The 26,008-nt window shown below is 63.8% G+C and carries 21 protein-coding genes, 1 tRNA gene and 2 pseudogenes; 17 read left to right on the top strand and 7 right to left on the bottom strand.

Going from position 1 to position 26,008, the window contains the following annotated elements; translation table 11 throughout:
- Positions 1-92: 92 nt before the first annotated feature.
- The 4 genes and pseudogenes from AC1DPX_RS18705 (at position 93) to AC1DPX_RS18690 (ending at position 2,448) form a co-directional block, all read left to right on the top strand.
- Positions 93-308, top strand: coding sequence for a helix-turn-helix transcriptional regulator (locus AC1DPX_RS18705; protein ID WP_477238845.1), 216 nt, complete (start codon positions 93-95; stop codon positions 306-308).
- A 229-nt stretch (positions 309-537) separates the two neighbouring features.
- Positions 538-864 carry a DUF1294 domain-containing protein gene (locus AC1DPX_RS18700; protein WP_477238675.1) on the top strand — a complete coding sequence of 109 codons (327 nt, stop codon included), beginning with the start codon at positions 538-540 and terminating at the stop codon, positions 862-864.
- A gap of 139 nt (positions 865-1,003) precedes the next feature.
- Positions 1,004-1,583: pseudogene (locus AC1DPX_RS18695) on the top strand (cation efflux transmembrane domain-containing protein).
- Between the two features lie 83 nt (positions 1,584-1,666).
- Positions 1,667-2,448, top strand: a pseudogene (locus AC1DPX_RS18690) (sulfite exporter TauE/SafE family protein).
- 24 nt (positions 2,449-2,472) lie between these two features.
- On the opposite strand, the gene AC1DPX_RS18685 reads toward AC1DPX_RS18690, so the two are convergent.
- A complete protein-coding gene (locus AC1DPX_RS18685; protein WP_477238673.1) occupies positions 2,473-2,916 on the bottom strand; it encodes a MerR family transcriptional regulator in 444 nt (147 codons plus the stop codon).
- Between the two features lie 28 nt (positions 2,917-2,944).
- Here AC1DPX_RS18685 and AC1DPX_RS18680 point away from each other — a divergent pair, with 28 nt between their 5' ends.
- The 4 genes from AC1DPX_RS18680 to AC1DPX_RS18665 are packed head-to-tail and all read left to right on the top strand — an operon-like array spanning position 2,945 to position 5,053.
- Positions 2,945-3,601: a hypothetical protein gene (locus AC1DPX_RS18680; protein ID WP_477238671.1), complete on the top strand. Its 657-nt coding sequence runs from the start codon at positions 2,945-2,947 to the stop codon at positions 3,599-3,601.
- A 1-nt stretch (position 3,602) separates the two neighbouring features.
- The gene (locus AC1DPX_RS18675; protein WP_477238669.1) at positions 3,603-3,992 is read left to right on the top strand and encodes a thioredoxin family protein; all 390 of its coding nucleotides are present in this window, start codon (positions 3,603-3,605) and stop codon (positions 3,990-3,992) included.
- Position 3,993: 1 nt separating this feature from the next.
- Complete coding sequence (locus AC1DPX_RS18670) at positions 3,994-4,701, top strand: cytochrome c biogenesis CcdA family protein (RefSeq protein WP_477238667.1); 708 nt, start codon at positions 3,994-3,996, stop codon at positions 4,699-4,701.
- 25 nt (positions 4,702-4,726) lie between these two features.
- The gene (locus tag AC1DPX_RS18665; RefSeq protein WP_477238843.1) at positions 4,727-5,053 is read left to right on the top strand and encodes a YnfA family protein; all 327 of its coding nucleotides are present in this window, start codon (positions 4,727-4,729) and stop codon (positions 5,051-5,053) included.
- Between the two features lie 234 nt (positions 5,054-5,287).
- Here the strand turns inward: AC1DPX_RS18665 and AC1DPX_RS18660 are convergent, their stop codons facing one another.
- Positions 5,288-5,539, bottom strand: coding sequence for a helix-turn-helix domain-containing protein (locus AC1DPX_RS18660; protein WP_477238665.1), 252 nt, complete (start codon positions 5,537-5,539; stop codon positions 5,288-5,290).
- A gap of 91 nt (positions 5,540-5,630) precedes the next feature.
- Between AC1DPX_RS18660 and AC1DPX_RS18655 the strand changes: the two genes are divergently transcribed.
- Positions 5,631-6,233, top strand: a complete 603-nt coding sequence (locus tag AC1DPX_RS18655; RefSeq protein WP_477238663.1) for a hypothetical protein — start codon at positions 5,631-5,633, stop codon at positions 6,231-6,233.
- A 157-nt stretch (positions 6,234-6,390) separates the two neighbouring features.
- Here the strand turns inward: AC1DPX_RS18655 and AC1DPX_RS18650 are convergent, their stop codons facing one another.
- The 3 genes from AC1DPX_RS18650 to map all read right to left on the bottom strand — a co-directional run bounded on the left by AC1DPX_RS18650 (position 6,391) and on the right by map (position 9,336).
- The gene (locus AC1DPX_RS18650; protein ID WP_477238661.1) at positions 6,391-7,644 is read right to left on the bottom strand and encodes a tyrosine-type recombinase/integrase; all 1,254 of its coding nucleotides are present in this window, start codon (positions 7,642-7,644) and stop codon (positions 6,391-6,393) included.
- A 147-nt stretch (positions 7,645-7,791) separates the two neighbouring features.
- A complete protein-coding gene (locus tag AC1DPX_RS18645; protein ID WP_477238659.1) occupies positions 7,792-8,451 on the bottom strand; it encodes a JAB domain-containing protein in 660 nt (219 codons plus the stop codon).
- A 57-nt stretch (positions 8,452-8,508) separates the two neighbouring features.
- Positions 8,509-9,336 carry a type I methionyl aminopeptidase gene (gene map, locus AC1DPX_RS18640; protein ID WP_477238657.1) on the bottom strand — a complete coding sequence of 276 codons (828 nt, stop codon included), beginning with the start codon at positions 9,334-9,336 and terminating at the stop codon, positions 8,509-8,511.
- Positions 9,337-9,605: 269 nt separating this feature from the next.
- Here map and AC1DPX_RS18635 point away from each other — a divergent pair, with 269 nt between their 5' ends.
- The 8 genes from AC1DPX_RS18635 to AC1DPX_RS18600 all read left to right on the top strand — a co-directional run bounded on the left by AC1DPX_RS18635 (position 9,606) and on the right by AC1DPX_RS18600 (position 24,901).
- Positions 9,606-9,950, top strand: coding sequence for a hypothetical protein (locus tag AC1DPX_RS18635; protein ID WP_477238655.1), 345 nt, complete (start codon positions 9,606-9,608; stop codon positions 9,948-9,950).
- A gap of 111 nt (positions 9,951-10,061) precedes the next feature.
- Entirely contained in the window at positions 10,062-10,298 is a 237-nt protein-coding gene (locus AC1DPX_RS18630) for a hypothetical protein (RefSeq protein WP_202354132.1), read from the top strand.
- Positions 10,299-10,478: 180 nt separating this feature from the next.
- Positions 10,479-10,775 carry a DUF982 domain-containing protein gene (locus tag AC1DPX_RS18625; RefSeq protein WP_477238653.1) on the top strand — a complete coding sequence of 99 codons (297 nt, stop codon included), beginning with the start codon at positions 10,479-10,481 and terminating at the stop codon, positions 10,773-10,775.
- 205 nt (positions 10,776-10,980) lie between these two features.
- Positions 10,981-11,244, top strand: coding sequence for a DUF6074 family protein (locus AC1DPX_RS18620; RefSeq protein ID WP_244730321.1), 264 nt, complete (start codon positions 10,981-10,983; stop codon positions 11,242-11,244).
- A gap of 312 nt (positions 11,245-11,556) precedes the next feature.
- Positions 11,557-22,533 (top strand): hypothetical protein, encoded by a 10,977-nt coding sequence (locus AC1DPX_RS18615; protein WP_477238651.1) that lies wholly within the window; start codon positions 11,557-11,559, stop codon positions 22,531-22,533.
- A 298-nt stretch (positions 22,534-22,831) separates the two neighbouring features.
- The gene (locus AC1DPX_RS18610) at positions 22,832-24,061 is read left to right on the top strand and encodes a pilus assembly protein TadG-related protein (protein ID WP_477238649.1); all 1,230 of its coding nucleotides are present in this window, start codon (positions 22,832-22,834) and stop codon (positions 24,059-24,061) included.
- Positions 24,062-24,066: 5 nt separating this feature from the next.
- Complete coding sequence (locus AC1DPX_RS18605; RefSeq protein ID WP_477238647.1) at positions 24,067-24,507, top strand: TadE/TadG family type IV pilus assembly protein; 441 nt, start codon at positions 24,067-24,069, stop codon at positions 24,505-24,507.
- A complete protein-coding gene (locus AC1DPX_RS18600; RefSeq protein ID WP_477238645.1) occupies positions 24,497-24,901 on the top strand; it encodes a TadE/TadG family type IV pilus assembly protein in 405 nt (134 codons plus the stop codon). The genes AC1DPX_RS18605 and AC1DPX_RS18600 overlap by 11 nt, the downstream gene beginning before the upstream one ends.
- A 31-nt stretch (positions 24,902-24,932) precedes the next feature.
- Here AC1DPX_RS18600 and AC1DPX_RS18595 read toward each other — a convergent pair whose 3' ends face one another.
- A complete protein-coding gene (locus AC1DPX_RS18595) occupies positions 24,933-25,469 on the bottom strand; it encodes a DnaJ domain-containing protein (RefSeq protein WP_477238643.1) in 537 nt (178 codons plus the stop codon).
- Positions 25,470-25,888: 419 nt separating this feature from the next.
- Positions 25,889-25,963, bottom strand: a tRNA-Glu gene (locus AC1DPX_RS18590).
- Between the last annotated feature and the right edge of the window lie 45 nt (positions 25,964-26,008).

The following is a 26,008-nucleotide window of genomic DNA, read 5'->3' as shown; positions in this document are numbered from 1 at the left end:
TTGAGATGAAAAATCTCATTGAGCGCGAGCCTTGGTTGGTGCTGTCTGGCTCCAGCGGGTGCCAAATGCTCTCAGTGAAAGGCAAGGCGGCCATGTCTGAGCCAGATCGTTTCATTCGCCTTAAGACCGTCCTCGCGCGGACCGGCTTGTCCCGCTCGACAATGTACCGAAAAATCGGCGACGGCACGTTCCCGACCCAGGTCAAGATCAGCCTAAACGGTGCGGCATGGAGGGAGTCCGACGTCAATCGGTGGGTCGCTGATCCTGTGTCCTGGCACACCGGCGCATCTAGAAAAAACAGCGACTAGTGGCGGTGGGTGGCACGTTGCTGTCAACGTTGAACACTCCTCTCTTGGACAGGTTCAACGACTGTGAATGGGCCGAGAACGGACGGTTGGCTTTTGGGCCCCGATCGGCGAAAGCCGACCTTCGGTCACCATCGAATGAGGCTTCAAACGACCCTTTTGGAGTGGACCTGCTTTCATTCGCTTTGGCTTAACGGGCTTCGGTTATACTGGCCCGAAGATGGAGCGGGGCATGCGGGGGCAGTTGGCAATCGGGGGCGTCGGCTACTTTGTAGCGATAAACTTTCTGGCATACGCCGCCATGGCGTTCGACAAGGCTAGGGCCGAGAACAGGTTGCAACGCATTCCCGAGTCGACGCTTCTGTACCTAGCCTTCATCGGGGGTAGCATCGGGACTGTGATCGCTCAGCAAACGATCCGGCACAAGACGCGCAAGGAGCCGTTCCGGTCCAGGCTCGTTGGCATCGTCCTGCTCCAAGTCTTCGCGATAATCGCGCTTGTCGTGGGATTGGTCATCACGGGATCGCCCGAAACGTTATCGCAATTCCTCACATTCTGAGGTGATTTTCGCGGCCGTTTGCAGGCTGTTGGCTTTAGGGTTGGGATCCGTGAGAGCGGACAACCAGGCTGTCCGCAGGTTGTCGAAAGACATCGCAAAGCTGGTGGCCCAAGACATCGGTCTCGTCTACTTTCAGAAGATGAACCTCCCAATCCGTCGCACCGTCCTCATCGTCGCGCTCTCAATCTCGCCTATTTCGGGATCGAGTTCGCTGTGGCGCTTGCCATCGGATCAGTGTCTCTGTTCGCCGACAGCATCGACTTTCTGGAAGATGCCTCTGTAAATCTCCTTATCCTGCTCGCCCTTGGCTGGTCAGTGCGCTCTCGCGCACGCGTGGGGATGGCACTGGCACTCATCCTGCTCTTGCCTGGCCTGGCAACAATCTGGACGGCGTGGAGAAGTTCAACATGCCCGTGCCGCCGCAGCCGATCGCCTTGACCCTGGCGGGCTTGGGCGCTCTCGCCGTCAACCTCTCCTGCGCCTACATGCTCGCCGCTTACCGTCATCATGGCGGCAGCCTCACAAAGGCCGCGTTCCTGTCGGCCCGCAATGATGCATTCGCCAACATCGCCATTATTGCTGCCGGGCTGGTGACGGCCTTCTCGTGGCGATCGGCGTGGCCGGATCTGATCGTGGGGCTGGGCATCGCAGCGATGAACGCGGATGCCGCGCGGGAAGTGTGGGAAGCGGCACGAGAGGAACATCGGGCCGAAGCGTAATTCGCACTTTCATGCCTTAACCGATATGTATGGTCGAATATTGCGGCCTATGCCATGTTGCCCGAAAGCGTTGGGAACTGCGCATGGCACAAAACAAGGCGTTGGCATTTGGTGGCGGGACGGTCATTGGCGCACTGGGCGGACTGATCGGTCTTGGCGGTGCAGAATTTCGTTTGCCGCTCCTGATCGGGGCGTTTCGATTTGCGGCGCTGGAAGCCGTGATCCTAAACAAAGCCATGAGCCTCGTGGTGGTGGCAACTGTGCTGCCCTTCCGCGCCCGCACGGTGCCGTTTTCCGAAATCGCCGCGCATTGGACCATAATTCTGAACTTGCTGGCCGGAAGCCTGCTCGGGGCTTGGCTCGGGGCAGGATGGGCGACACGCCTCAAGTCGGAAAATCTTTACCGCGTGAAGCCGTGCTTCTTGTCGTGATCGCTGCGGTTCTGATGTTCGGCCACGATGGGAGGTCGGGTACACCCCTTTTGAGCGGGGCTACGCAAGCGGTGGTAGGCATTGTCGCCGGGTTCGTCATCGGCGTCGTGGCGTCGCTGCTTGGGGTGGCCGGAGGTGAACTGCTGATCCCGACATTGGTGCTGCTGTTCGGCGCCGATATCAAACTGGCTGGGAGCCTCTCCCTCGCGGTAAGCCTGCCGACCATGCTCGTGGGCTTCACCCGGTATAGTCGGGACCAGAGCTTTTCGGTCCTCGGCCGCAATAATACCTTCTTGCTTGTCATGGCCGCGGGCTCTATCGCCGGCACGCTGGTCGGTGGCTTGCTGCTTGGTGTGGTGCCCAGCCCATTGCTGCTGCCGGCCCTTGCTGCGATCCTGATGATTTCGGCAGTGAAGATTTGGAAGCACGGCTAACCAGTTTCGGTGCACGCCTGGATATCAACCGCAGCAGCCGCCCTTGGCTGGCGCCGCCATATCCTTGAAGATCACGCAGTCCTGGCCGGGGCCGCCAGCGCAGGCGACATTGCAGCGGGTCACAAAGCCCTCTAGCCGGCGTTCGAGCAAGCGCAGCTCGGCGAGTTTCTGGCGCACCTGGTCAAGATGCCCTTGGGCAATGTCTCGGGTTTCCACGCAATCGCGGTTGGTGCTGATGGAGAGGTCCAGCAATACCCGCACTTGATCGATGCCAAAGCCGAAGTCCCGGCATTGCTTGATGAACGTCACCCGCCCCAAATCGTCGTCGTCGTAGGTGCGCTGACCTCCGGCCGTTCGCGGCGCGGGAGGCAGCAATCCAATCTCCTCATAGTAGCGGATTGTAGGCGTCGTCATGCCCGCAGCCTTGGCCAGCGCCCCTATGGAGAACACGCGGATGTGAAGGTTCATCGAAAATACTCCTTGAACCTCAAGTTACTTGAAGGAGTACACCATTGCAAAGGTAGAACTCGAAAGGCGTTTTTTGATGAAGAACACCCTGAAATGGGCCGGTGCCGTCACTGCCGCTTGCGCGGCCTGCTGCGCCATAGCGGTGGTGCCGTCAGCTGTGGTCGGCACAGGCTTGGCAGCTATCGCCGGCGCCGCATGTACCTGGGGTCTTGGCCTGCTCGCGCTAGCGCTACCTGTCGGTGGGATCTACCTCCTCTCGCGTCGCAAAGCCGCGCCCGCCGCCACATTTCAGTCTTTGATGGCACAAGACGAGTGCGGTTGCGGTCCGTCATGCGTCTCGGCTGCCGAGAATGACGCATTGTCCATCGCCTGCACTCTTGGTGCCTCTGATTTCAAGGAGCGGGTTGCGGGCATTCGCTCATTGGCCAGCAGGTCACTTCATCACGCCAAGCGCGCACCGCTATCGCTCAAACTCATCTATGGGCGGGAAGCACTGGAGGAGGTCAACGATCTGATGCGCAAGGAGCAAGCCTGCTGCGCGTTCCTAACCTTTGACCTGAAGAACGATCCTCGCGAAGTGGTCCTAACCATCACCGCGCCAAAGGCCGCGGCCGAAGCGGCCGACCTGTTGTTCGACCACTTCGCCCCCGAACTCGCTGAATCCAACCCTAGGGAGACCGCATAACATGCAACGTCGTCACTTTCTGATGCTCTCGGCTATTGCCGGTATCGCTGCCGTTGTCGTCCCGGCGTTCGCCCACAATGGCGACGAAACCATTCCCGGCTTTGAGGACGCGCTCAAGGCGGGCGGCCCTGTGATGATTCACGTCACAGCACCGTGGTGCGAGACCTGTCAGGCACAGAAGCCCATCGTGGCGTCGCTGCTGGCGTCACCAGATTTCAAGAACATGAAGAAGTTCGATGTCGACTTCGACACCCAAAAGGAAATTCTGGCTCGCTACCGTGTCCAGATGCAAAGCACGATGATCGTCTACAAGGGCGGCAAGGAGGTCGACCGACAGACCGGACAAACCGACCCGGCGGTCATCGAAGCGCTGCTGCGCGAGGCGCTGTAGCATGCTGCTTGCGCTCCTTGCTGGCGTCCTGTCGATCCTTTCGCCCTGTGTGCTGCCGCTGCTGCCGGTCGTCCTGACTGGGGCGGTGGCCGAACACCGGCTGGCACCATTGGCCCTGGCCGCAGGCGTCGCCGTCTCTTTCACCGCGATAGGCGTGTTCGTCGCCACCATCGGCTTTTCAATCGGTCTCGACATGACCGTGTTTCGCACCGCTGCCGCCGTATTGCTGATACTGGTTGGCGCGGTGCTACTCGTCCCTCGGCTCCAGACGCAGTTCGCGACGGCGGCCGGTCCGGTGAGCAACTGGACGCAGAGCCGTTTCGGCGGGTTCTCGACGTCCGGCATCTCTGGTCAATTCGGCGTTGGATTGCTGCTCGGCGCGGTATGGACGCCCTGCGTCGGACCAACTCTCGGCGCCGCGTCCATCATGGCCGCGCGGGGTGAGAACCTCGGCATGGTGGTGCTGACGATGCTGGCTTTCGGCATCGGCACATCATTGCCGCTGCTGGCTCTGGCTCTAATGTCCCGCGAAGCGTTGCTCCGCTGGCGAGGCCGCATGCTTGGCGCGTCCAGCGGCATCAAAATGGCCCTCGGCGCGCTGCTGGTCGTTGCCGGTGCCATGACGCTGTCTGGGTTCGACCGCATGATACAAATCGGCCTTGAACGGGCTTTGCCGGACTGGCTGGTGGCTATCACCACGCGCTTGTGAGAAATCCAGACCGCATGCCATTCTACTGAGCGCGTTCCTGACGTTTGCATCTGCTGGGCTCGCCGAGATCGCCGGCTGTTTTGCCTTCTGGGTTTGGCTGAGGCAGGGGAAATCGATCCTGTGGCTGGTGCCGGGCATCGCCTCTCTGGTGCTTTTCGCCTATCTGTTGCCTCTCATTCCAAGCGACTATGCTGGTCGCGCCTACGCGGCCTATGGCGGCGTATACATCTCGGCGTCGCTGCTCTGGTTGTGGCTGGCCGAAGGACAGCGACCGGACACGTGGGATCTCATGGGAGGCGCAATCGCTTTGCTTGCGGTGGGGATTATTCTGTTCGCACCTCGAACCACATGAGTCTCGCCCGCAGATCGCCTTCCCGCCGATGTCCTGGAGCGTTCGCAAGCAGACGCCGGTCCGCTTGGCCGGAGTTCCAAGGGGCAACCTCCATCATTGTCACGAGCGATGTCGGCTTGCAGGCGACGACAGAGCTTGCCCGCACGGCCGACATCAGGCGCAAAGCCGCCGCCCGCTCGCTACGGCGCTGTTGAGTGGCGCGCTCGCGAGCGGCTCGGACGGTCTTAGCTAGATTCAGTTTGGTTCTGCTGCCAATCTCTTGATGGCTGCAGAAGGGTCGAACCCCAGGATTTTCGCCAGATCGATGAATTCGACAACGTCGACGCGGCGTTGGCCGCTTTCGAGTCGAGCGACAAACGACTGATATTCGCCTAGCCTTTCGGCTAGCTCGGTCTGTGTCAGCCCGCTAGCCTCACGCTTTTCAATCAGCATCGTGATCAATGACTTGTGGCGCAGCGTTCCGAGCGTTTTCACAACCGGCCTCATCCAGTTCCAGATGAGGGCTTCAATTATATCTGATTTCCAGTTATCTTAAATTCAGATACGACCTAGCCTTGTCGAATTGGAGGAATCCAAGATGGCGTCATCAGCAGCAATGAAACATGACCCAGCTCTCGCCGTTTGGGCCGCATGGCATCGTGCCCAACATACGTCTCTGGTGCTTTGCAGGGTCCAGCAGCGGTTGGAGACGAGAATTATCAGCAATACCGGAATTCAGGCATTGACCAGAGGCGAAATCAAAGAGCAGCCCATGCCGATGAACGCGTCGAACGGCGTCCACTACGCTGTCGCTCAGCAAGCCGAAGTCTTAGCCGTGACCGAGGCGCTCAAACTTCAAGATGCGATTCCAGAGGTGTCAGCTCTGTCCTTAGTTGGCATTTTGGCCAAGTTGGAGGTGATCGTCGGAGCAGACCGGGATATCGGCGATCCGACCGATTTTCCTTGGCCACACATCGCTTCCGTGTTGCGCGACCTGAAAGCTATTGCGGGCGATTTCCCACCTTGCGAGTTGGACCGCTCCACGACCCACGCTGATGTATCGAGGCACCTAAAGCAGGCAGCCCAACTCGTAGACTTTGTGGAGGCGGAACATGCGGCGGAACGTATGCGCCAGACTGCGACATCGTTCGCGGAACCGTCCGTTTTTCCAGAACCGGCTGAAAAACCGGCTGAATTCTGAAAATCAAGCCGACGCCGACTCACCGGGTTTGCCAAAACAGTTAGGAAATGGCGCGCCCGAAGAGTTTCGAGCTCCTGATCCCAAGATTCGCAGTCTCGTTCCCGCAGTGAAGCTTTGCCTCAGCCGCTGATGGCGGTGAGGAGAAGCAATCGCTAGCTCAGGCAGCTGCCTTGAGCCCGGCTTTACGCTTCTTCTTCGTCAGGAGCTCACTGACAAACTTGTCCCACCGGGCCATGGCGGCACGCTTTTCCGGCATGTAATTCCAACGATCGTAGCTCTTGGAACTGACGTCCTGCAGAGTGTGGTTTTGCAATCGGTCTCGGATCTCTTTCGAGAGACCTGCCTTGCCGGCAAGCGTCTTCCAGGTTCGCCGGAGATCGCGGTTTGTCACGACCGGGATGACCTCGCGATCGCGCTGGCGCCACATGAACGAATAGAGTGTTCCATGACTGACAGGCTTGGACGGGTCAGTTGCCGATGGGAAAAACCAACCAAAATCATTCGGCTTGATCGACCCTATAAGCTCGGCCGCAATCTTGGGCACGGGGATGGCGTGAGGCTTTCCATTCTTGGTCTTGGACCAGTCGATGATGCGCTCGGCCGCATCCCATTGATCGACGTGCAGCCGAGCGATCTCCTCGACGCGCTGTCCGGTCAACATAAGAATTCTTACGGCACGCGTGTAAGGGGGGTGGACCGGCGCATCAGGAGATTCGAGCCAACGATAGAGACGGGTGAATTCCTCCTCGTCCAACCAGCGCGTTCCGACTTTTTTCGGTTCGGTTGGAATGCCCGCAGCTGGATTGTAGACGAGACGAAAGCGACGGGCCGAGGTTGTTCGGTAGTCATGCTCGGATTTCAGCCCCCAACTGTATGCCGATCGAATATAGCTGCGAACATGATCGGCCATAGACCGTTTGCCTCGCTGATAGATCGGGCGAATGAGGTCCCTGATCTCGTCAGGCTCGATGTCGCGGGCAGGGCGGTTGCGACCGAGCGAATCGGCGACCTTGTTCAAGCCCTTTTCGGCCTCCTTCCAAGACGGTTTTCCATCTGCTTTAAGCGACGCGACGTAAGCCTCGAACAGATCGGCGACCGTGCCGGGTCGCGTGTCGCCGGCTATCTTGATGCTGCGTCCCTTTTGGATCATGTCGGCGAAGTCGCGTCTGAAAATCTCGCGAGCCTGGCTGAGGCTCATTGACGGATACGACCCGAGCTTTTTCTTGAGACGCTTTTGGTCTCGCCACTGCTGGGCCATCCAGTCTGCCGTTATGCGGGTCGGCATTGGCTTTATCACTAGAACGAGGCGGCCTGTTCCATGACCCTCGCCATCGACAAGGTTCTGCTGCTTACCGGTCTCCTCGACCTGCTTCAAAGCGTGGCGAATCTCTCCATCGGTAAGGCTTGGCACTGGGGTCTCCCGTAGGCTTTCGAGTGGGATCGGTTGACGGGTAGTAGGGGTCTGTGGTTGGGTTCAAAACGGGCTTCGATCCCCCTACAACCGACCCCAATATGCCACAATGTCCGACTCTGCGACAAGTCGAAAAAGCGATATGTATCAACGTGCTAAAGCGTGATCGTGCGTGATTGAAAAGGGCCGAGTGGGATGATTGTGCACCAGGATGATCGCGGTGGCCGATAGTTCGAGCGCGCGCTTGACCACTTCCCTGGGATAGACCGGAGTGTGGTCGACAGTGCCGGTCTGCTGCACCTCGTCGGCGATCAGCGCGTTCTTTTTGTCGAGAAACAGGATTCGGAACTGTTCGCGCGCCTCGAAGGCCATGGCCGCGCGGCAATAGGCGAGAAGCTGTGTCCAGGACGAAAGGATCTCGCGGCCATGGACTTCGCCATGCGCCATGCGTTGCGCCGTCGCCGCGACAACCTTCAGGTCGAACGCCACCGCCGGGCCGATGCCCTTGACCTCCTGCAGCAGGTTGACTGGCGCGCCAAGCACTTCGGCAAATGTGCCGAAGCGCGCCAGCAATGCCTTGGCGGCCGGCTTGGTGTCGGAGCGCGGGATGAGCCGGAAGAGCAAGAGCTCCAGAAGTTCATAGTCGGGCAGGGCGTCTGGACCCGCCGAGGCAAAGCGCTCGCGCAGGCGGTCGCGGTGGCCGAGATATCCGGGCTTTTCGGCTGGAGCGGGCCTCGCCTTCGCCGCGGGCCGAACCGGCACCTCGGAGAAGAAACTCCGCTCGTCGTCGTCGCTGGCCTTCCCCATCAGCCCCCGCATCCAGCCAATCGGTCGGGCAAGGCGGTCGCCCGACGTATTCAAATATCAGGCCGGCAGGCCGGGCCGGTCGAGGTTGTTGGGCGAGAGCGTGAAAATCTCGCAGCCCGTGTCGGTCACGCCGATCGTGTGCTCGTACTGGGCCGACAGCGAACGGTCCCGCGTCACCGCCGTCCAGCCATCCGACAGAACCTTCACATGCGGCCGGCCGAGATTGATCATCGGCTCTATGGTGAAGATCATGCCGGGCCGCATCTCGACGCCCTCATTGGCGCTGCCATAGTGCAGGATGTTCGGAGCGTCGTGGAAGAGCTGGCCGACGCCGTGGCCGCAGAAGTCGCGCACCACCGAGCAGCGCTCCGCCTCGGCAAAAGTCTGGATGGCGGCGCCGATGGCGCCGGTGCGGGCGCCCGGCCTGACGGCGGCGATGCCGCGCATCAGGCATTCATGGGTGACCTCGAGCAGGCGTTCGGCCGCGCGCTTGATCGTGCCGACCGGATACATGCGCGAGGAATCGCCGTGCCAGCCGTCGAGGATGTAGGTGACGTCGATGTTGACGATGTCGCCATCCTTCAGCGGCTTGTTGTCGGGAATGCCGTGGCAGACGACATGGTTGATCGAGGTGCAGGACGACTTCGTGTAGCCGCGATAGTTGAGCGTCGCCGGCAGCGCGCCGTGATCCATGCCGAACTCGAAGACGAAACGGTCGATGGTGTCCGTGGTGACGCCGGGCGCGACCATCGGCACCAGCGCGTCCAGGCAACGGGCCGTGAGGTCGCATGCCTTGCGCATGCCGGCAAAACCGTCCTCGCCATAGAGGCGGATCTGGCCGGTGTTTCTGAGAGGGGCCGTCGCGGCGTCGAGATAGGTGACCATTTTGTCCGTATAGAAGGGTGGGCGCTGCAGGAGTGCTGGCGTGAATATCCCGCCAGATTTGGCACTTGAGGGCAAAAGGTTCAAGGAAGAACTGGCTGATGCGGCCTTAGCCGGCGGGATATTCGCCTCGTCGGGGCAATTTTTATCGGTTTTGCACGGCTGCTTTCCTTTCCGGCCATCCTGCGCTAGGGCGGGTGCATGTTTTGGAGAGTGCGTCCACTACCCAAGCGCGCCTTACCGCTTGAAGCGTCGCTGACTGCAGCCTGCTCATGTCTGATGGGCCTCGTGCTGCTGGCGATGCTTTGCCTCGGCCGGCCCGATCTTCCGACTTCGCGGACCCTGCCCAGGCCGGCGCCAGCGTTGGCCTGGAACGGTCGGGCGAGGTCGCGGCGCTGCTGCGTGTCACCAACAAGGCACAGGCGCTGGAGGTTCGCGCAGCCCGGCCGGTAATGGCCAAGTTCGCCGGCTTCCATCCGGCCTTGCCGGCTCCGCAAGCTGTTTTCCTTTGGTTGGGCCAGATTTCCCCAACCGCGCCCGTTGCCGGATCCGGCGCGGTGTCCACTCTCCGCGCGAGCACCAACCAGCCGCGTGCGCCGCCATCCGCGCAGGCCTGAGCGGTCCAGGACCGCACGTTCGTCTCCATTCCAAGCCATTCGCGTCGTGACCCGTGCGGCGGCCTTCAGCCGCGCATGGGTGGCGCGGCGCGTCACTTCCGGATCATTGCAATGCAACGTATCAAGACATTCAAAAGCCTGACGCGTGCGGCCTCGGCTGCATCTTTCCTGTCCGTCCAGGCGTTCATCTGTATCGGAACCCTCTATTGGGCGATTGCCGAGACGCTCTATCTGTCGGGAACCGGAGCGCTCGTCCTTGGCGCCCTGTTCGCCTTGCCGTCGGCCTATGTTCTGCTGACGGTGGTGCGCATGGCTTTCGACGCGGAGACCGACCCGGCCAATCAATAGCGGCGCTGTCGGTGCGAAAGTTCTGCCTGGCTGGCTGATGCCGGCAGGACTTTCCTCGGCCTGTCCGCAGCAAAACGGCCGTTTCCGCAGTGACGACACATTTGCGTGGCACTGACCAGGCAAAGCAACTTTTGACGACGAACGGCGTTGCCTGGGCGACGCCAGTTCGGGAGATCGCGGATGGATAGATTGCAATTCGAGGTGCCGGTGCGCATTGCGCAAGGCCCCGGCTTGCCCGTCGAGGAGATTTACAGCGTCGAGCAGGCGCTGGATTTTCTCCAGGACTGGCCGGCGCGCCGGCAGGGGCCGGTGTATCAGAAGGCCTTCAATGCCTGCTTCGGCGCCACGGTGGATGTGGTCAAGACCGAGGATGCCTGCCGGGCGTTCATGGCGTTCTGCCGTGTCACCGGACTGATGGCCAGCGACATGATGGCGACACGCAAGCGTGGCGGCGAGGCAAGCGCGCTGTCGGCCTGAGGCTGCTTCGCCTGTTCCGGTCAACCGCCTCCTTCTCAACCAACCTGGCTTGAACGTGCGTGATGATCTCGTGTCGGGGTCATCTCCGGATCGCCTCGCACAGCGACGCAGCGGCAGCGGCGTTAAGCATCCGTTTCCACCTTGGCGGCTACGCCATTGCTTGTTCAGCAATGGTTGATTCGTTGCGTCAGTTCAGGTTTGGAAGATGTCCCCAGAAAAAGTCCGTGCATTCCCGATCGACCGTCAGCTATTCTTGGTCAGGGAAGTCGCAGCCAAGCTAGACAATCTGCATGGCGAGACTGCAGCCTCGTTCTGGAGGGCTAAAGCAGCCGAGTTGCTTGACCTGGTTGTCGGGTCGGGCAGGGACAGAGCAACTGCCAGTGATGAAGTGCGCAGGTTTTTCCTGGCCGTACAGAGAGAGCTTTCGGCTGGGCTTGCTGCTGAACCGACTCCAATTCTTTCCGCCTGAAGCAAATATTTCTCTATTGCGTCACGCTATTTACTCCAATAGCGCGTGAACGCTGGGTTTTGCTGTGGATATGTGTGCTTGAACGGCAACACTGCACCCAATTTACATCACCTCTATTCTTAGCGGCGCCCATAGCCATCGCAATCTGCTAGGTTGCATTAGCAAGGGCAGATTCGCGCCGGGGGCGGTGCGGATCAGGGGGTGATGATGACTCGTGTTCGTTGGGACGTAGCCGAGTCTCGCCTTCTTTCAGGCTGGTTGAAGCAGAGATTTCTTGGCCTTTCAGGCTTTGCGGCGACAGCGGCGATTCTCATGGCGCTGACGCTGTTCGTCGGTTCGACGGGGCCTGCCGAAGCGACATGCACGGGGCCGAGTGGCGGCGTCGAGACCTGCGCGGGATCTGGAACACAGTCCGACATCAGCTACACCGCGCCTGGCGTCATGACGCTCAACGTCAACACGCTGACGATCGACCCCAGCCGGATATCCCTGACCGGGTCAGGTGCGGCGCCATCTGCTCCCGGCGAGGCGCACTATACGTGCAGCACCGGCATCGCGAGCGACTGCACAATCACGTTGGCGGTTCCCGCGAACGGCAGCAATCCGGCCCAGCCGGAAAAATGCGTGGTCAATTCCGGCGCTACGAGCGGCGCGACCTGCGTGGCGCCACCGCCGGTCGCTGCGGGCGGGCCCTCCGGCAATTCCGGTCCGACACTTGTTGTCAACTACAATCAGCCCACCGCCAACGCCAACACGCCGAACAGCGGCGCGGTGATCGCGACCGGCAACATCGGTGTTCTCGGCGCCTCGAACGGCAGCCGTGGCGGCAATGGCAGCAATGGCTACGTCTTCTCCGACGGCGGTGACGGCGCCAACGGCGCCGATGGTGGCACCGTCACGGTCAATGTGGACGGGGCCGTCAAGACGAGCAACAACTGCGTCCTGCCAACGGCCTGTCCCAATGCGGGCATCGTGGCCAGCAGCGTCGGCGGAGACGGTGGCGATGGTGGCGACGCCAAGGGTATTTCGGGCGACGCCGGTGATGGCGGGCTGGGCGGCAGCGGCGGCTTCGCCACCGTCAACTTCAATAGCGGTAGTGTCGAAACGCTCGGCAATTATTCAGCGGGCATAGCAGCCATCAGCCAGGGCGGCCATGGCGGCAACGGCGGCGGCGGTGGCGGCCTGGTCTTCAATCCGGGCGGCGGCAGCCCGGCCGGCGCCGGCGGCAACGCCACTGTCTTTACCGGCGTCGGCACGACGATCACCACCCATGGCATCTACTCGCACGGCATAGCCGCCCAGTCGATCGGCGGTGGCGGCGGCGGCAGCGCCGGTGGTTTCGGACTGTTTTCGTCATCCGGCGGCGGCGGCGGCAATGGCGGCAACGGCGGCATCGTCCAGGTCACCAACAATGCCAACATCACCACCTGGGGCAACAATTCACAGGGTATACTCGCCCAGACGATCGGCGGTGGCGGCGGCGACGGCGGCTCGAACTTCGGTCTGTTCGCCTCGGGCGGCAGCGGCAGCCTCGGCGGCAATGGCGGCCCTGCCAATGTCGTGACGGTCGGCGTCACCAATTCCGGCGCGATCGTCACCCATGGCCAGGAATCCAACGGCATCCTGGCGCAGTCGATTGGTGGCGGCGGCGGCAATGGCGGCAATTCCGGCGGTCTCGTGTCGCTTGGCGGCGACGGCGCCTCGACCACCAATGGCGGCATCGTCGAGGTGACGAACACATCAGCCGGTTCCATCAGCACCGACGGCAAGCAGTCCGCCGGCATTTTCGCCCAGTCGGTCGGTGGCGGCGGCGGCAATGGCGGCACTTCCGGCGGCCTGTTCTCGGCCGGCGGCAAGGGTGGCGCCGGCGGCAATGGCGCGCGGGTGACGGTGATCAATGCCGGCGATATCGAAACCGGAAAAAATGGTGCCGGCTCGGTCAATTCCGCCGGCATTTTCGCACAATCGGTCGGCGGCGGCGGCGGCAATGGCGGTGGTGCTTTCTCCGGCGGCATCGGCTTCAGCGTGGCGATTGGCGGCGTCGGCGGGAGTGGCGGCACGTCCGGCGCGGTGGAGGTGCTGCGCGACGCCAACGATACAGCCTATTCAATCATCACCCATGGCGACCAGTCGGATGCCGTTTTCGCGCAATCGATCGGCGGTGGCGGCGGCAATGGCGGATTTTCGGTTTCGGGCGCGGTCGGCGTGCTTGCGCTCGCCATGGGCGGGGCCGCCGGCAATGCCAGCGACGGCAACATCGTCACGGTGGAGACCGCCGGCTCGCTGACCACTTACGGCCAGGGATCGCGCGGCATCTTCGCGCAGTCGATCGGCGGCACGGGCGGCAATGGCGGCGCGGCGATCGCGGTGGCGGTCAACGCCACAGGGACATTCGCGGCGGCGATCGGCATTGGCGGCAATGGCGGCGCCGGCGGTGCATCGAAGCTCGTCACCGTATCGAGCCTCAGCGACATTTCGACGGCCGGCAACAATGCCGGCGGCATCGTTGCCCAATCGGTCGGCGGCGGCGGCGGCAATGGCGGCTATGCGATCGGCGGCGCCATCGGCGGCGCGGTCGGTATTGCCGTCAATATCGGCGGCAAGGGCGCCGGCGGTGGCGCCGGTTCGGACGTCATTGTCGGCAGTTCCGGCTCGATCCACACCAAAGGCAACAATTCGACCGGCATCCTGGCGCAGTCGGTCGGCGGCGGCGGCGGCAATGGCGGCTTCACCATCTCTGCAGCTCTTGGCGGCGGCGCGGCGAGCGTCGGCCTCGGCGGCGCGGGTGCCGACGGCAGCAATGCCGGCAACGTCACCGTCAATGCCGACGGCGCCGGCCATACGGTCGCCACCGCCTATGCGGGCACCTGGAACCTTGTTACCGAAGGCAAGAATGCGGTCGGCATCCAGGCCGAAAGCATCGGTGGCGGCGGCGGCAATGGCGGCTTCTCCGGCAGCCTCGCGGCGGGCGGGCTTGTCGGTGTCGGCGTCAGCCTCGGCGGCACCGGCGGGGGCGGCGGCGACGCCGGAACGGCGACCGTCAACAATGGCAAGAAGGTCGGCAACACCCTCACCCAGAACAACATATTGACGATAGAGGACAATTCGACCGGCATCCTGGCGCAGTCGATCGGCGGCGGCGGCGGCAATGGTGGCTTCGCCGTGACGCTCAGCGTCTCCGGTTCGTATGAAGGCGCCGGTGGCGCGGCCGCGGTCTCGGTCGGCGGCAGCGGCGCCACCGGTGGCGTCGGCAAGGACGTTTTCGTCACCAGCTACGGCAATATCGCCACCTACGGCAAACAGTCCGACGGCATCCTGGCGCAGTCGATCGGCGGTGGCGGCGGCAATGGCGGCTTCAGCGTCGCCGGCACGTTCACGACCGGCGCGCTGGGTGCTTCGGTGGCAGTCGGCGGCAGTGGCGGCAGCGGCCAGAGCGCCGGCGCGGTGACGGTGACCTCGACCGGCAACATCCAGACGCATGGCGACCAGTCGATCGGCATCATGGCGCAGTCGGTTGGCGGTGGCGGCGGCAATGGCGGCTTCGCCGGCGCCGGTGCGATCACGCTGCAGGGCGTCAGCGCTGCGGTCGGGCTTGGCGGCAGTGGCGCCGGTGGCGGCAGCGCGAAGACCGTCCGCGTCACCTCGACCGGCGACATCACCACCTATGGCGACCAGGCGATCGGCATTCTGGCGCAGTCGGTCGGCGGCGGTGGCGGCAATGGCGGATCGACCGTTTCGCTGGCACTTGCCAAGGATGCCGGTATCGGCGTGGCGCTTGGCGGCAAGGGCGGCGCGGCCGGCGACGGCCTTGATGTCACCGTCATCGCGACGGGCAACATTTCGACGGGCGCCGGTTTCATATCGGGCGGTGTTCGCGGCACGGGTGCGGCCGGCATCCTAGCGCAATCGGTCGGCGGCGGCGGTGGCAATGGCGGCTTTGCCGGCACGCTTGGCGGCGGCAAGTCGATCGCCGTCGGCGTGGCGTTTGGCGGCAGCGGCGCGGGCGGCGGCAGCGCCGACATCGTCAAGGTCACCTCGACCGGCAACATCGCGACCAATTTCGACAATTCGTCCGGCATCATCGCGCAGTCGATTGGCGGCGGCGGCGGCAATGGCGGCTTCAGCGTCGCGGTCTCGGGCGCACTGGGCGACCCTGATGCCGCAACGGCCTCGGTCGCGATCGGCGGCAAGGGCGGTGTCGGCGGCGTCGGCAAGGACGTGACGGTTACGAGCACCGGTACGATCACGACGACCGGCAAATTCTCCAACGGCATATTGGCGCAGTCGATCGGCGGCGGCGGCGGCAATGGCGGCTTCGCCGTCGCCGGCTCGGCCACGACGGGCAATGCCGGCATCGGCGTCGGTGTCGGCGGCACGGGCGCCACCGGCTCGACATCAGGCAAGGTGATCGTCAACAGCTACAGCCTCGTCGGCGCGAACGGCCAGCCAGTGCTGCAGGCGCCAGCCTCGGACATCGTGTCGATCTGGACCCAGGGTGACAATTCATCCGGCATTTTCGCGCAGTCGGTCGGCGGCGGCGGCGGCTCGGGCGGTTTCGCGGGCAGCCTCGGCGTCGGGCTCGGCGGCGGCGGGCTGGGCGTCAGCATCGGCGGTGGCGCCGGATCCGGCTCGACCGCTGAAACGGTCACCGTCACCAGCTACAACAACATCCTGACCGGCGGCAAAGATTCCTTCGGCATCATGGCGCAATCGGTCGGCGGCGGCGGCGGCAATGGCGGTTTTGCCATTGCGCTGGCCGGTAGCAAGGACATGGCGGCCAGCGTCGCGGTCGGCGGCTCCGGCTCGAGCGGCGGCGACGCCGCGGTCGTCACCGTCACCAGCCACGGCAACATCGAGACCGACGGCGACGGCTCGCATGCGATCTTCGCGCAATCGGTCGGCGGCGGCGGCGGCAATGGCGGCGGCGCGATAGCCGGCACGCTGACGGGCGAGGGCACGGGCAGTCTGGCCGTCGGTGTCGGCGGCTCGGGCGACAATGGCGGCAACGCCAAATCGGTCACAGTCACCTCGACCGGCAATCTCAGGACCGAAGGTTTGAAGGCCGACGGCATCCTGGCGCAGTCGATCGGCGGCGGCGGCGGCAATGGCGGCTTCTCCGGTGCGCTGGCGATCACCACGGGAGCCGGCGCGATCGGCGTCGGTGTCGGCGGGTCCGGCAAGGGCGGCGGCAACGCCGACACGGTCACCGTGACCTCGACCGGCAACATCGTCACTCTCAAGAACGGTTCGAACGGAATATTGGCGCAATCGGTCGGCGGCGGCGGCGGCAATGGCGGCGCGGCGGTCACCATCGCCGGCGCCGGGCAGAAAGCGGCCGCGGCGGTATCGGTTGGCGGCAGCGGCGCCAAGGGCGGCACCTCCCAACTCGTCACGGTCAACAACATCGGCACGATCAACACGACCGGTGACAAGGCCAACGGCATCCTCGCCCAGTCGATCGGCGGCGGTGGCGGCACCGGCGGCTTCGCCATCTCCGGCGAGATGGTCGTCGACGGCGCCGGTGGCGCCGCCGTCAGCGTCGGCGGCAATGGCGGCACCGGCCAGGATGGCGGCCGCGTCATCGTCAACAGCAATGTCGGTACGACGCTCGCCGGCAACAATGCGACCATCCACACCGTTGGCGGGGATTCGAATGGCATCTTCGCGCAATCGGTCGGCGGCGGCGGTGGCGATGGCGGCTTCTCAGGTGCTGTTTCGGTCACTGGCCAAAATGCCAAGGCCGCGATCGGCGTCTCCGTCGGCGGCTCCGGGGCCGGCTCCGGCGACGGCAAGGCAGTCAACGTCACCTCGGTCGACAACATCCTGACCCAAGGCAACGGCGCCAACGGCATTCTCGCGCAATCGGTCGGCGGCGGTGGCGGCAATGGCGGCTTCTCCTTTGCCGCGACAATCAAGGGCTCGCTCGGCAAGAACCCGAGCAAGAATGGCGCGGTCTCGGTATCGCTCGGTGGCGGCGCCGGATCCGGCGGCGATGCCGAGAAGGTCACGGTCGATTCCACCGGCATCATCCAAACCGGCGGCAACAAGGCTTTCGGTGTCCTGGCGCAGTCGATCGGCGGCGGCGGTGGCACCGGCGGGCTTAGCGTGGCGGCAGCGCTCAACCTCGGTGAGGGCGGCAACCAGATCACCGCGGCTGTCGGCGGCGAGGGCGGTGGCGGCGGCACGGGCGGCGAAGTGCTGCTGACGCGCCACGGCTCGACCATCACCACCGGCGATCAGTCCATCGGCCTGTTCGCGCAATCGGTCGGCGGCAGCGGCGGCAATGGCGGCATGGCGATATCAGGCGTCATTGCCGGCACCGATGCAAAAACCCTGTCGGCCAGCGTCGGCGGCTTCGGCGGCGCCGGCACCAACAGCAGCAAGGTGACGGTCGACAACACCGGCGCCATTTCGACCTACGGGGTCGAATCGCACGCCATCCAGGCGCAGTCGATCGGCGGCGGCGGCGGCAATGGCGGCATGGCGGTGTCGGCCGTGATCGGCTCGCTCGGCACGGGGACCAATTTCAATGCCGGCGTGACTGTCGGCGGCTTCGGCGGAGACGCCGGCTTTGCCGGCGACGTCTTCGTGACCAATCACGGTCTCTTGCAGACCGGCTTGCTTGCGGCTGGCCAGACCACGACCAATGGCGATGGCGCCTACGGCATCTTCGCGCAGTCGGTCGGCGGCGGCGGCGGCTCCGGCGGCAACGCCATCACCGGCGTGCTTGGCCTCAAAGGCAACAATGCGGGCACGCAGGTCAATGTCAGTGTCGCCGTTGGTGGCTCGGGCGGCAACGGCAATACGGGCGGCAACGTCACCATCAGGCAGTATGGTGGCATCGAAACCAACGGCATGGGCGCCTTCGGCATCCTGGCGCAATCGATCGGCGGCGGCGGCGGCACAGGCGGCCGCGCCAACTCGATCTCGCTGCAGCTTGGCGCGAAATGCACGCTTCCAAAGGTCTGTGAGCCGGCCGGCGGCAAACCGAACTGGAACCTGCAAGCGACCGTCGGCGGCGCCGGCGGAACCGGCAATGACGCCATGACCGTCGATGTCGGCAATTATGATTTCATCACCACGCATGGAGACAAGTCGTCCGGCATCGTCGCGCAGTCGATCGGCGGCGGCGGCGGCATCGGCGGCGATGCCTATGTGGGGACGGGCGGCCTGCTGGCGATACCTTACGTGCCAGTCGATCCGACGCTGCTCCTGAAGCCGCTCGGCACCAGCAGCCTGACCAGGTCGGGCACGGTCGCCATTGGCGGCAACGGTGCCGGTGGCGGCAATGGCGGTACCGTCATCGTTGCCAATGAAGGCGTGATCACGACTCACGGCACCAAGTCGGACGGCATCCACGCCCAGTCGATCGGGGGCGGCGGTGGCGATGGCGGCGACGGCGAGGCCGGCGCGCTCGGCACGGTTGGCATCGGCGGCAAAGGCAAAGCCGCGGGCAATGGCGGCTCGGTCACCGTGACCAACGGCAAGGCCGATCTCAGCCAGGCCGGCACGGCCATCATCCAGACCTTCGGCACGGGGACACTTCCGGCGGATGTCCCCCCGAACACCAAACCGGAGGAAGGCTTTTCGGCCGGCATATTCGCCCAGTCGGTGGGCGGCGGCGGCGGCACCGGCGGCGGCGCCGGGGGTCTGCTGTCGCTCGGCGGCTCTGGCAAAGCCGGTGGTATCGGCGGCCACGTCGAGGTCAACAATTACGGCGGCATTCTCACCCACGCCGATGATTCCGTTGGAATTTTCGCCCAGTCGATCGGCGGCGGCGGAGGTGCCGGCGGTTCGCTCGGCATCAGCGCGATCGCTGTCGGCGGCGCCGGCGGGGCAAGTGGTAACGGTGGCCAGGTGGATGTCGTCAACAGTGCGATGATCGAGACGCATGGCATCGATTCCTACGCGATCCAGGCGCAGTCGGTGGGCGGCGGCGGCGGTTCGGGCGGCGGCAAGAATGGCGGTATAACCGGCTCGATCCCGGCCCTGATCTCGATCGGCGGCGCCGGCGGCTCGTCCGGTATCGGCGGCATCGTCAACGTCACCAACAACAACAGCCTGCACACCTACGGCGCCGGCGCCGACGGCATCAATGCCCAGTCGATCGGCGGCGGCGGCGGTTCCGGCGGCCGCGCGATCGGCTTTATCGCCGTTGGCGGCAAGGGCGGCGATGTCGGCAACGGCACCATGGCCGGCAGCAACGGCGGGGGCGGCGCGGTCACCGTCAACAATAGCGCCAATGGCACGATCACCGTCGAAGGCGTCGGCGCGCATGGCATCTTCGCGCAGTCGGTCGGTGCCGGCGGCGGCTCGGGCGGTGGCGCCTTCGGCGTCAGCATCGTGCCTGTCGCGATCGGCGTCGGCGGCGGCGGCGGCAGTTCGGGCGATGGCGGCGTCGTCACCGTCAACAACCATGGCGACATCACGACGGTGTCGGCCTCGTCGGTCGCGATCTTCGCCGAATCCATCGGCGGCGGCGGCGGCACGGGCGCCATGAGCGTGGCGGCAAGCCCGGCGCCTGGCGCCTTCACCTTCGGCATCGGCGGYGATGGCGGCGCCAATGGCAAGGGCGGCAACGTCAATGTCACGAATTTCAGCGACGGCATCATCCACACAAAGGGCTTCGGCTCGACCGGCATCATGGCGCAGTCGGTGGGCGGCGGCGGTGGCGCCGGCGGTGCGTCCTATTCCGTATCGGGCGGCCCGCCCGGACTTGCCATCGCGCTCGGCGGCAAGGGTGCCGCCGGCGGCGACGGCGGCATCGTCACCGTCATCAACAATGGCGCCATGCAGCTCGACGGCGACAATTCCGTCGCGATCTTCGCGCAATCGGTGGGCGGCGGCGGCGGCTCGGGCGGCACCGCGATCGCCGCGGCGATCGGCGTGCCGGTGTTCATCGGCGGCGACACCGGCGCGACCGGCAAGGGCGGCGACGTCACCGTCACCAATACGGGACAGATCAGGCTCACCGGCAACGGCTCGGTCGGCATCTTCGCGCAGTCCGTCGGCGGTGGCGGCGGCGTGGTGACGGCGGGCACCGACGGCATCGTCCAGGCCGTCGCCGGCGGCAGCGGCAATGGCGGCGTCGTGACCATCAACAGCAATGTCGCCATGCTCATCACGGGCGACAATTCGGTCGGCGTGTTCGGCCAGAGCATCGGCGGCGGCGGCGGCGTCGGCGGCTTTTCCGGCAACTATCTCGGCCTCGACCAGGCGCCGGCCACAAGCAGCATGATGATGGCCATGGCCCCGCAAGGCTTCATGGGCAGTGCCGGCGGCGGTGGCACCGGCGGCGCCATCACCTTCACACAGACGGCCGATCTCGCGGTCATAGGCAAGAACTCCTTCGCGCTGATGGAGCAGAGCGCCGGCGGCACCGGCGACATATCGGACAATGGCGACATCAACGTCACCATCGCCAAGGACGTGACGATCACCGGCGGCTCGGGTGCCGGCGGCGGCATCAGCTACAAGGACGGCAAGAACAATGTGCTGACCAACAACGGCACGGTCCTTTCGGTGTCGCTGATCGACGGCTATGCCATGCGCGGCGGCGTCGGCAACGAGACGTTCGACAACAAGTTCCTGACAGTCGGCTCGATGGATCTCGGCGCCGGTCTCAACATCTTCAACAACAAGACCAGCGCCGTCTACCTGATGGGCGACACCGTCTCTCTCGACCTGCCGGGCCAGTTCAACAATGACGGTTTTGCTGCTCCCGGCGGGCTCGACCGGGTGATGACAACCGACGTCACCGGCAACTGGTCGCAATCGCTTGGTGGCGTCTATCTGCTGGACCTGGACCTCGATCCGGAGGCGGACCGCATCAATGTGAGCGGGACGGCCGACGTCAATGGCCTGGTCAGCATCAACATCATGAACCCGGGCGCGGCCTCGCCCGGCAACGAGGACTACATCATCCTGCACGCGCTGGGCGGTGTCACCGACAATGGGCTGAAGCTCGATACGATCCCGAGCGCGGTGGCGCAGTATTCGCTCAAATATCCGAACCCGGAGGATATCGTCCTCAATGTCGACATCAATTTCGCCCGTACCGGCCTGACCGAGAACCAGACGGCGGTGGGTTCAGCGATCAACGCCATCCAGACCGATCTGACGTCGCCGAACTTCACCAAGATCGCCAATGCGATCTTCTATATCCCGACGCTCGATCAGCTTGGCGCCGTCTACGACGCGATCTCGGGCGAGGGCGTCAGCGGCTTCCAGCAGCCGGAGTTCGACGCCAACAGCACCTTCCTGGCGCAGATGAACCGGCAGTCCGACGCCTGGCGCATGGGCCTCACGACGGACCCGATGAGCCAGTCGCTCAAAGCGTCGGAGGCGGCCTATGCCGAACCGCCCGGCAAAGCCAATCCGTTCGATTCCTTGACCAAGGCGCCCAACGAGCAGCGCTGGAGTTACTGGGCGACGGCGGGCGGTAATTCGGGTGCAGTTACCGGTGATCCGGTGGTCGGCAGCGCGGCCCTTGGTTACAAGTCCGGCAACTTCGCCGTCGGCCTGGACTCGCAGGGCGATCCCGATGTCCTGATGGGCTTCGCGCTGGGTGGCGTCGCCGGATCCTTCGCCGTGCCCGACCGTGAAACCTCCGGCAACATCATTGGCGGCCATGCCGGCGCCTATGGCGCGCGCAAATGGGGCCAGTTCTATATCAACGGCTCGCTGGCGATGGATCTCTACAGCAACACCATCGACCGCTTCACCTCGGTGCCTGGCGCGCCCAATCCGCTCAATCCGGTGCCGGCAATCACCAGGGAACACTGGACCGGTGATTTCATGAGCGCCGGCTTCGGCACCAGTCTCGAGGCCGGCTGGCGGCAGCCTTTCGGCGCCGGCGCCATCACGCCGTTCGCCGGGCTGCAATTCCAGGCTCTGGCGATGCAAGCCTTCTCGGAGAAGTCGGCCAGCGACGGAGCGCTGGGCCTCGACTTCGACAGCCGCACGGTCATCTCGCTGCCGGTCTCGCTCGGCCTGCAACTCGACACGACGATGGCGATCGGCGAGAGCAGGACGCTGCAGGCCTGGGGCCGCGCCGCCTGGCTGCATGAGTTCAGGCCGGACCGCTCAGTGGAGCCCACCTTCCAGGCGGCACCTGGCTATGCCTTCGTCGTTCAAGGGGCAGGGGCGGCCGAGGACGCGATCACCGTCAACGCCGGCGTCAAGCTGAACTGGAGCGCCAACACATCGGTCTTCGCCACCTTCGACGGCAAGTTCGCCGATAGGGTGCAGACCTATGGCGGCAATGTCGGGTTCAGGCTGAACTGGTAGGCGAGGGCACGATCGCTCGCCTGTTCAATACCGGCGACCTTACCGCCGGCAGGCAACTCCGAGGCATCGATGCTTGCCTCCGCCGCCGGGCTGCGTGATCACCGGCCCTTGGCGCGCAATCGCGCGCCAGGGGCGGGCAGACCATGCTCGGCATACCGGCGGGGCGGGAGTTGTCGAGATGCCTGCTTGCGGAGGTCGGCCAACAGCTGGCCATTTGAAAGCCAATCGAAGCCGTCATCAAAAATGAACGGAACTTTTTAGCCGTTCCTTCATATATGCATGCTTTCTAATTTAAGCTATGGCTTTCAATCGCTTCACCCGAATTCGGCTCGTCGCGACCGGTATACGCCGGAGCACAAGGGCGAATGTTGCCACCATCTTCGCCCTCAGCCTACCGATCGTCGTCGGCGCAGCCGGCTTCGGTGTGGAAACCTCCTACTGGTACTACAACAGCCTGAGACTGCAGGCGACGGCCGATGCCGCGGCCTATGCCGGCGCGCTTGAACAGATCTCGGGTTCCGACAAGCCGACGATCATCGCGGCCGCGACGCAGTCGGCAGCGACGAACGGGCTGGGCTCCGGCACGATCACCGTCAACACGCCGCCGGCGTCCGGGCCGAATACGGCGAAGAAAGCGGTCGAGGTCATCGTCGGCCAGAACCTCAACAGGATGTTCACCTCGATCTTCACCCAAGGCCAGGTGCCCGAGCAGGCGAGGGCGGTGGCCCTAATCATCAACGCTTCGAAGGCCTGCGTGCTCGCGCTCGACCCATCCGCCTCGCAGGCGGCGCTGTTTTCCGGCAACACCAGCGTCAAGATCATTGGCTGCTCGGTCATGGCCAATTCGATCGCATCGGATGCCATCAAGCTCCAGGGCTCGGCGGCCCTCCAGGCCGATTGCCTGATATCGGGGGGCGGTGTTTCTCTCAGCAATCCCGTTACGACCGTCTGCGCGGCCCCGATAACCCAGGCGCTGCCTGCCGCCGATCCATTTGCCGACCTGCCGGCCCCGGCCGCTTCGAACCCGTGCCAGAACGCCAACAAGTCGACGTTGAAGCCCGGCACCTACTGCAGCGGGCTCAGCCTCAGCGGCACCGTCACGCTGCAGCCCGGCGTCTATGTCATCCAGAGTGGCGATTTCAAGGTGAATGCGAACGCCAATGTCTCAGGTGACGGCGTCACGATTTACCTCGCCGGCGGCTCGCGCGTCTCGATGAATGGCAACGCCACCGTGTCCCTGAGCGCGCCGACGTCCGGCATCTATTCCGGCGTGCTGATGTATGGCGACAGAACGAGCACCGGCGGACAGAGCACCTTCAACGGCACGGCGGATTCGCTGCTGACGGGCGCGCTGTATTTCCCCAAGCAGCAGGTCAATTATCTCGGCAATTTCTCCGGCAAGAACGGGTGCACCCAGGTCGTTGCGGATCTGATCCAGTGGTCCGGCAGCTCAAACATCAGCCAGGATTGCACGAGCCTGGGAATGCGCGACATTCCGGCGACGCAGTCCGTCGCGCTGGTCGAGTAGCCTCCGTGAAACGTCGATCAAAGCGAATCCTTGGCGACGCTTCAGGTGTTGCCGCGGTCGAGTTCGCGATGGTGCTGCCGTTCCTGTGCGCGGCGCTGCTCGGTATCATCGACGGCTGGTCCTATGTGGCGAGCTCGCTGTCGATGCGCGCCGGGGTGAAGACCGCCGCGAACCTGATCATGGAAGGATCGGCCAATGACACGGCGACGCAGGCCGTTGCCATTTCGAGCTGGGAGAAACGGCCGGCGGACGGCCAGGTCACGTTAAGCCGTATCTATATGTGCGGGACGACGGTGGTCGACGCCTCCACTCTATGCAGCGGGCCAAAGGTGCCGTCGGTCTATGTTCAGATCCAGGCATCCGCCACCTGGACGCCGCCCTTCACCTTCGGCGTCTTTTCCGCTTCCAGCGTCATCGGCCATCTGGAGGTGATCCGTGTTCGCTAGGGCAGGCATGTTCAGGCAGGATCGATCGGGCGGGGCCGGGTTGGAGTTTGCGCTGATCGCGCCGTTCCTGATCATATTGCTGTTCGGGATCTTCGCCTTGGGCTGGTCGATGCATTCGGTGTCCAGCGTTCGCTACACGCTTGAGACATCATCGCGCTCGCTGCAGCTTCAGAACACGCTGACCCAGGCGGACATCCAGTCGATCGCCACGCAGAAGTTGCAGGCATTGGGTCTGAAGGATGTGAACGTGACGATCGCCATCGACCCGGTGAGCGGCGGCTTCCGCATGGCGCATCTGACCGCCACCTATGCCTTCGTGGTCGATTTTCCTTACCTCAGCACCTTTCCGATCAATTACGCCACGACCGTTACCGTGCCGCTGGTCGGCGGTTAGGCAATCGGACGCTGACCAGGGCTTGCGCGTTTCAGCCCGCATGGTCCAGCAGTCTTGTCGTGGTATCACGGCGATGTTCGGAATTGGCGCGATCGATGCCTTCCACGGTGATCGCAAAGGTTCCGTTCTCGATCCTTCCAATCCAGCCCTTGGCCTTCAGATACCAGAGATGAAACTCAAGATGCTCTCGTGGACAGCCTGACAGACGTTCGATCTCTGTATCGCCGATGCCGGGATTGTTTACGTCCTGTCGGCGTTTGACGTAGAGCAACGAGAGCAATTTTGCCTGAATGGCCACATCACGTTCGATGGTTGTATTGCTGCTGGCATCCCCGATCAGCTCTGTGCGCAGGTTCAAATGCTCTTTGTGCTGAATGTCATACCGCGCGCGCTTGACCGGATCCTTCAGAACATTGTGGGCTTCCAGGATTTCGCTGAAGCGCGATTCATTGCCGGTGTCCTGATTGTCAGGATGGTAGCGCATGGCAAAATAGCGGAATACCCGTTCTATCGTTTCCGAGTTGGCGTTCGGGCTGATTTCCAGAAGTTCGTAGTAATCAACGAACAAGATGGCGCCCCCTCAACATCGCTATTGCGCATACCGTCGAGAGCATGACCGCTGACGGCAAGAAACCACCGTCCTCAACTTGCAGGGCGGATCGGCGCGAACTGGAGCTGGTCGAGGGAATCCGAGCGTGACATTGCAATCAGCCGCGCCGCGGCGAAGGCGGCCAGAATGATCAAAACAGCCGTGAGGTTAAGGAAGGCGGGTGATGCAAAAATGCTCCCGCTCGGATCATAGCAACTCAGCTCCATGGCGCTCTACCCCTTCAGCGACCTGATGGTTGGATAATGATCCGGCATTACGAGGAATACAAGCACTTGCTAATAAGATGGTTGACGCGGTTGCTTCGGGCTCAGCCAAGGGCGTCTGAGAGACGACTGAATATTCGGCAAATAGGGGATGGAGCTCAGCGCTCGAAAGTCTGGTACGCCCAAGGGGAATCGAACCCCTGTTACCGCCGTGAAAGGGCGGTGTCCTAACCGCTAGACGATGGGCGCGCTCAGACGAAGCGGCTTATACTGACGTTGTGCGCAACCGGCAAC

Source organism: Mesorhizobium sp. 01N446, from assembly GCF_056399285.1.
Note: the sequence above shows the minus strand (reverse complement) of the source record. Positions and strands in the feature narration are given on the sequence as shown.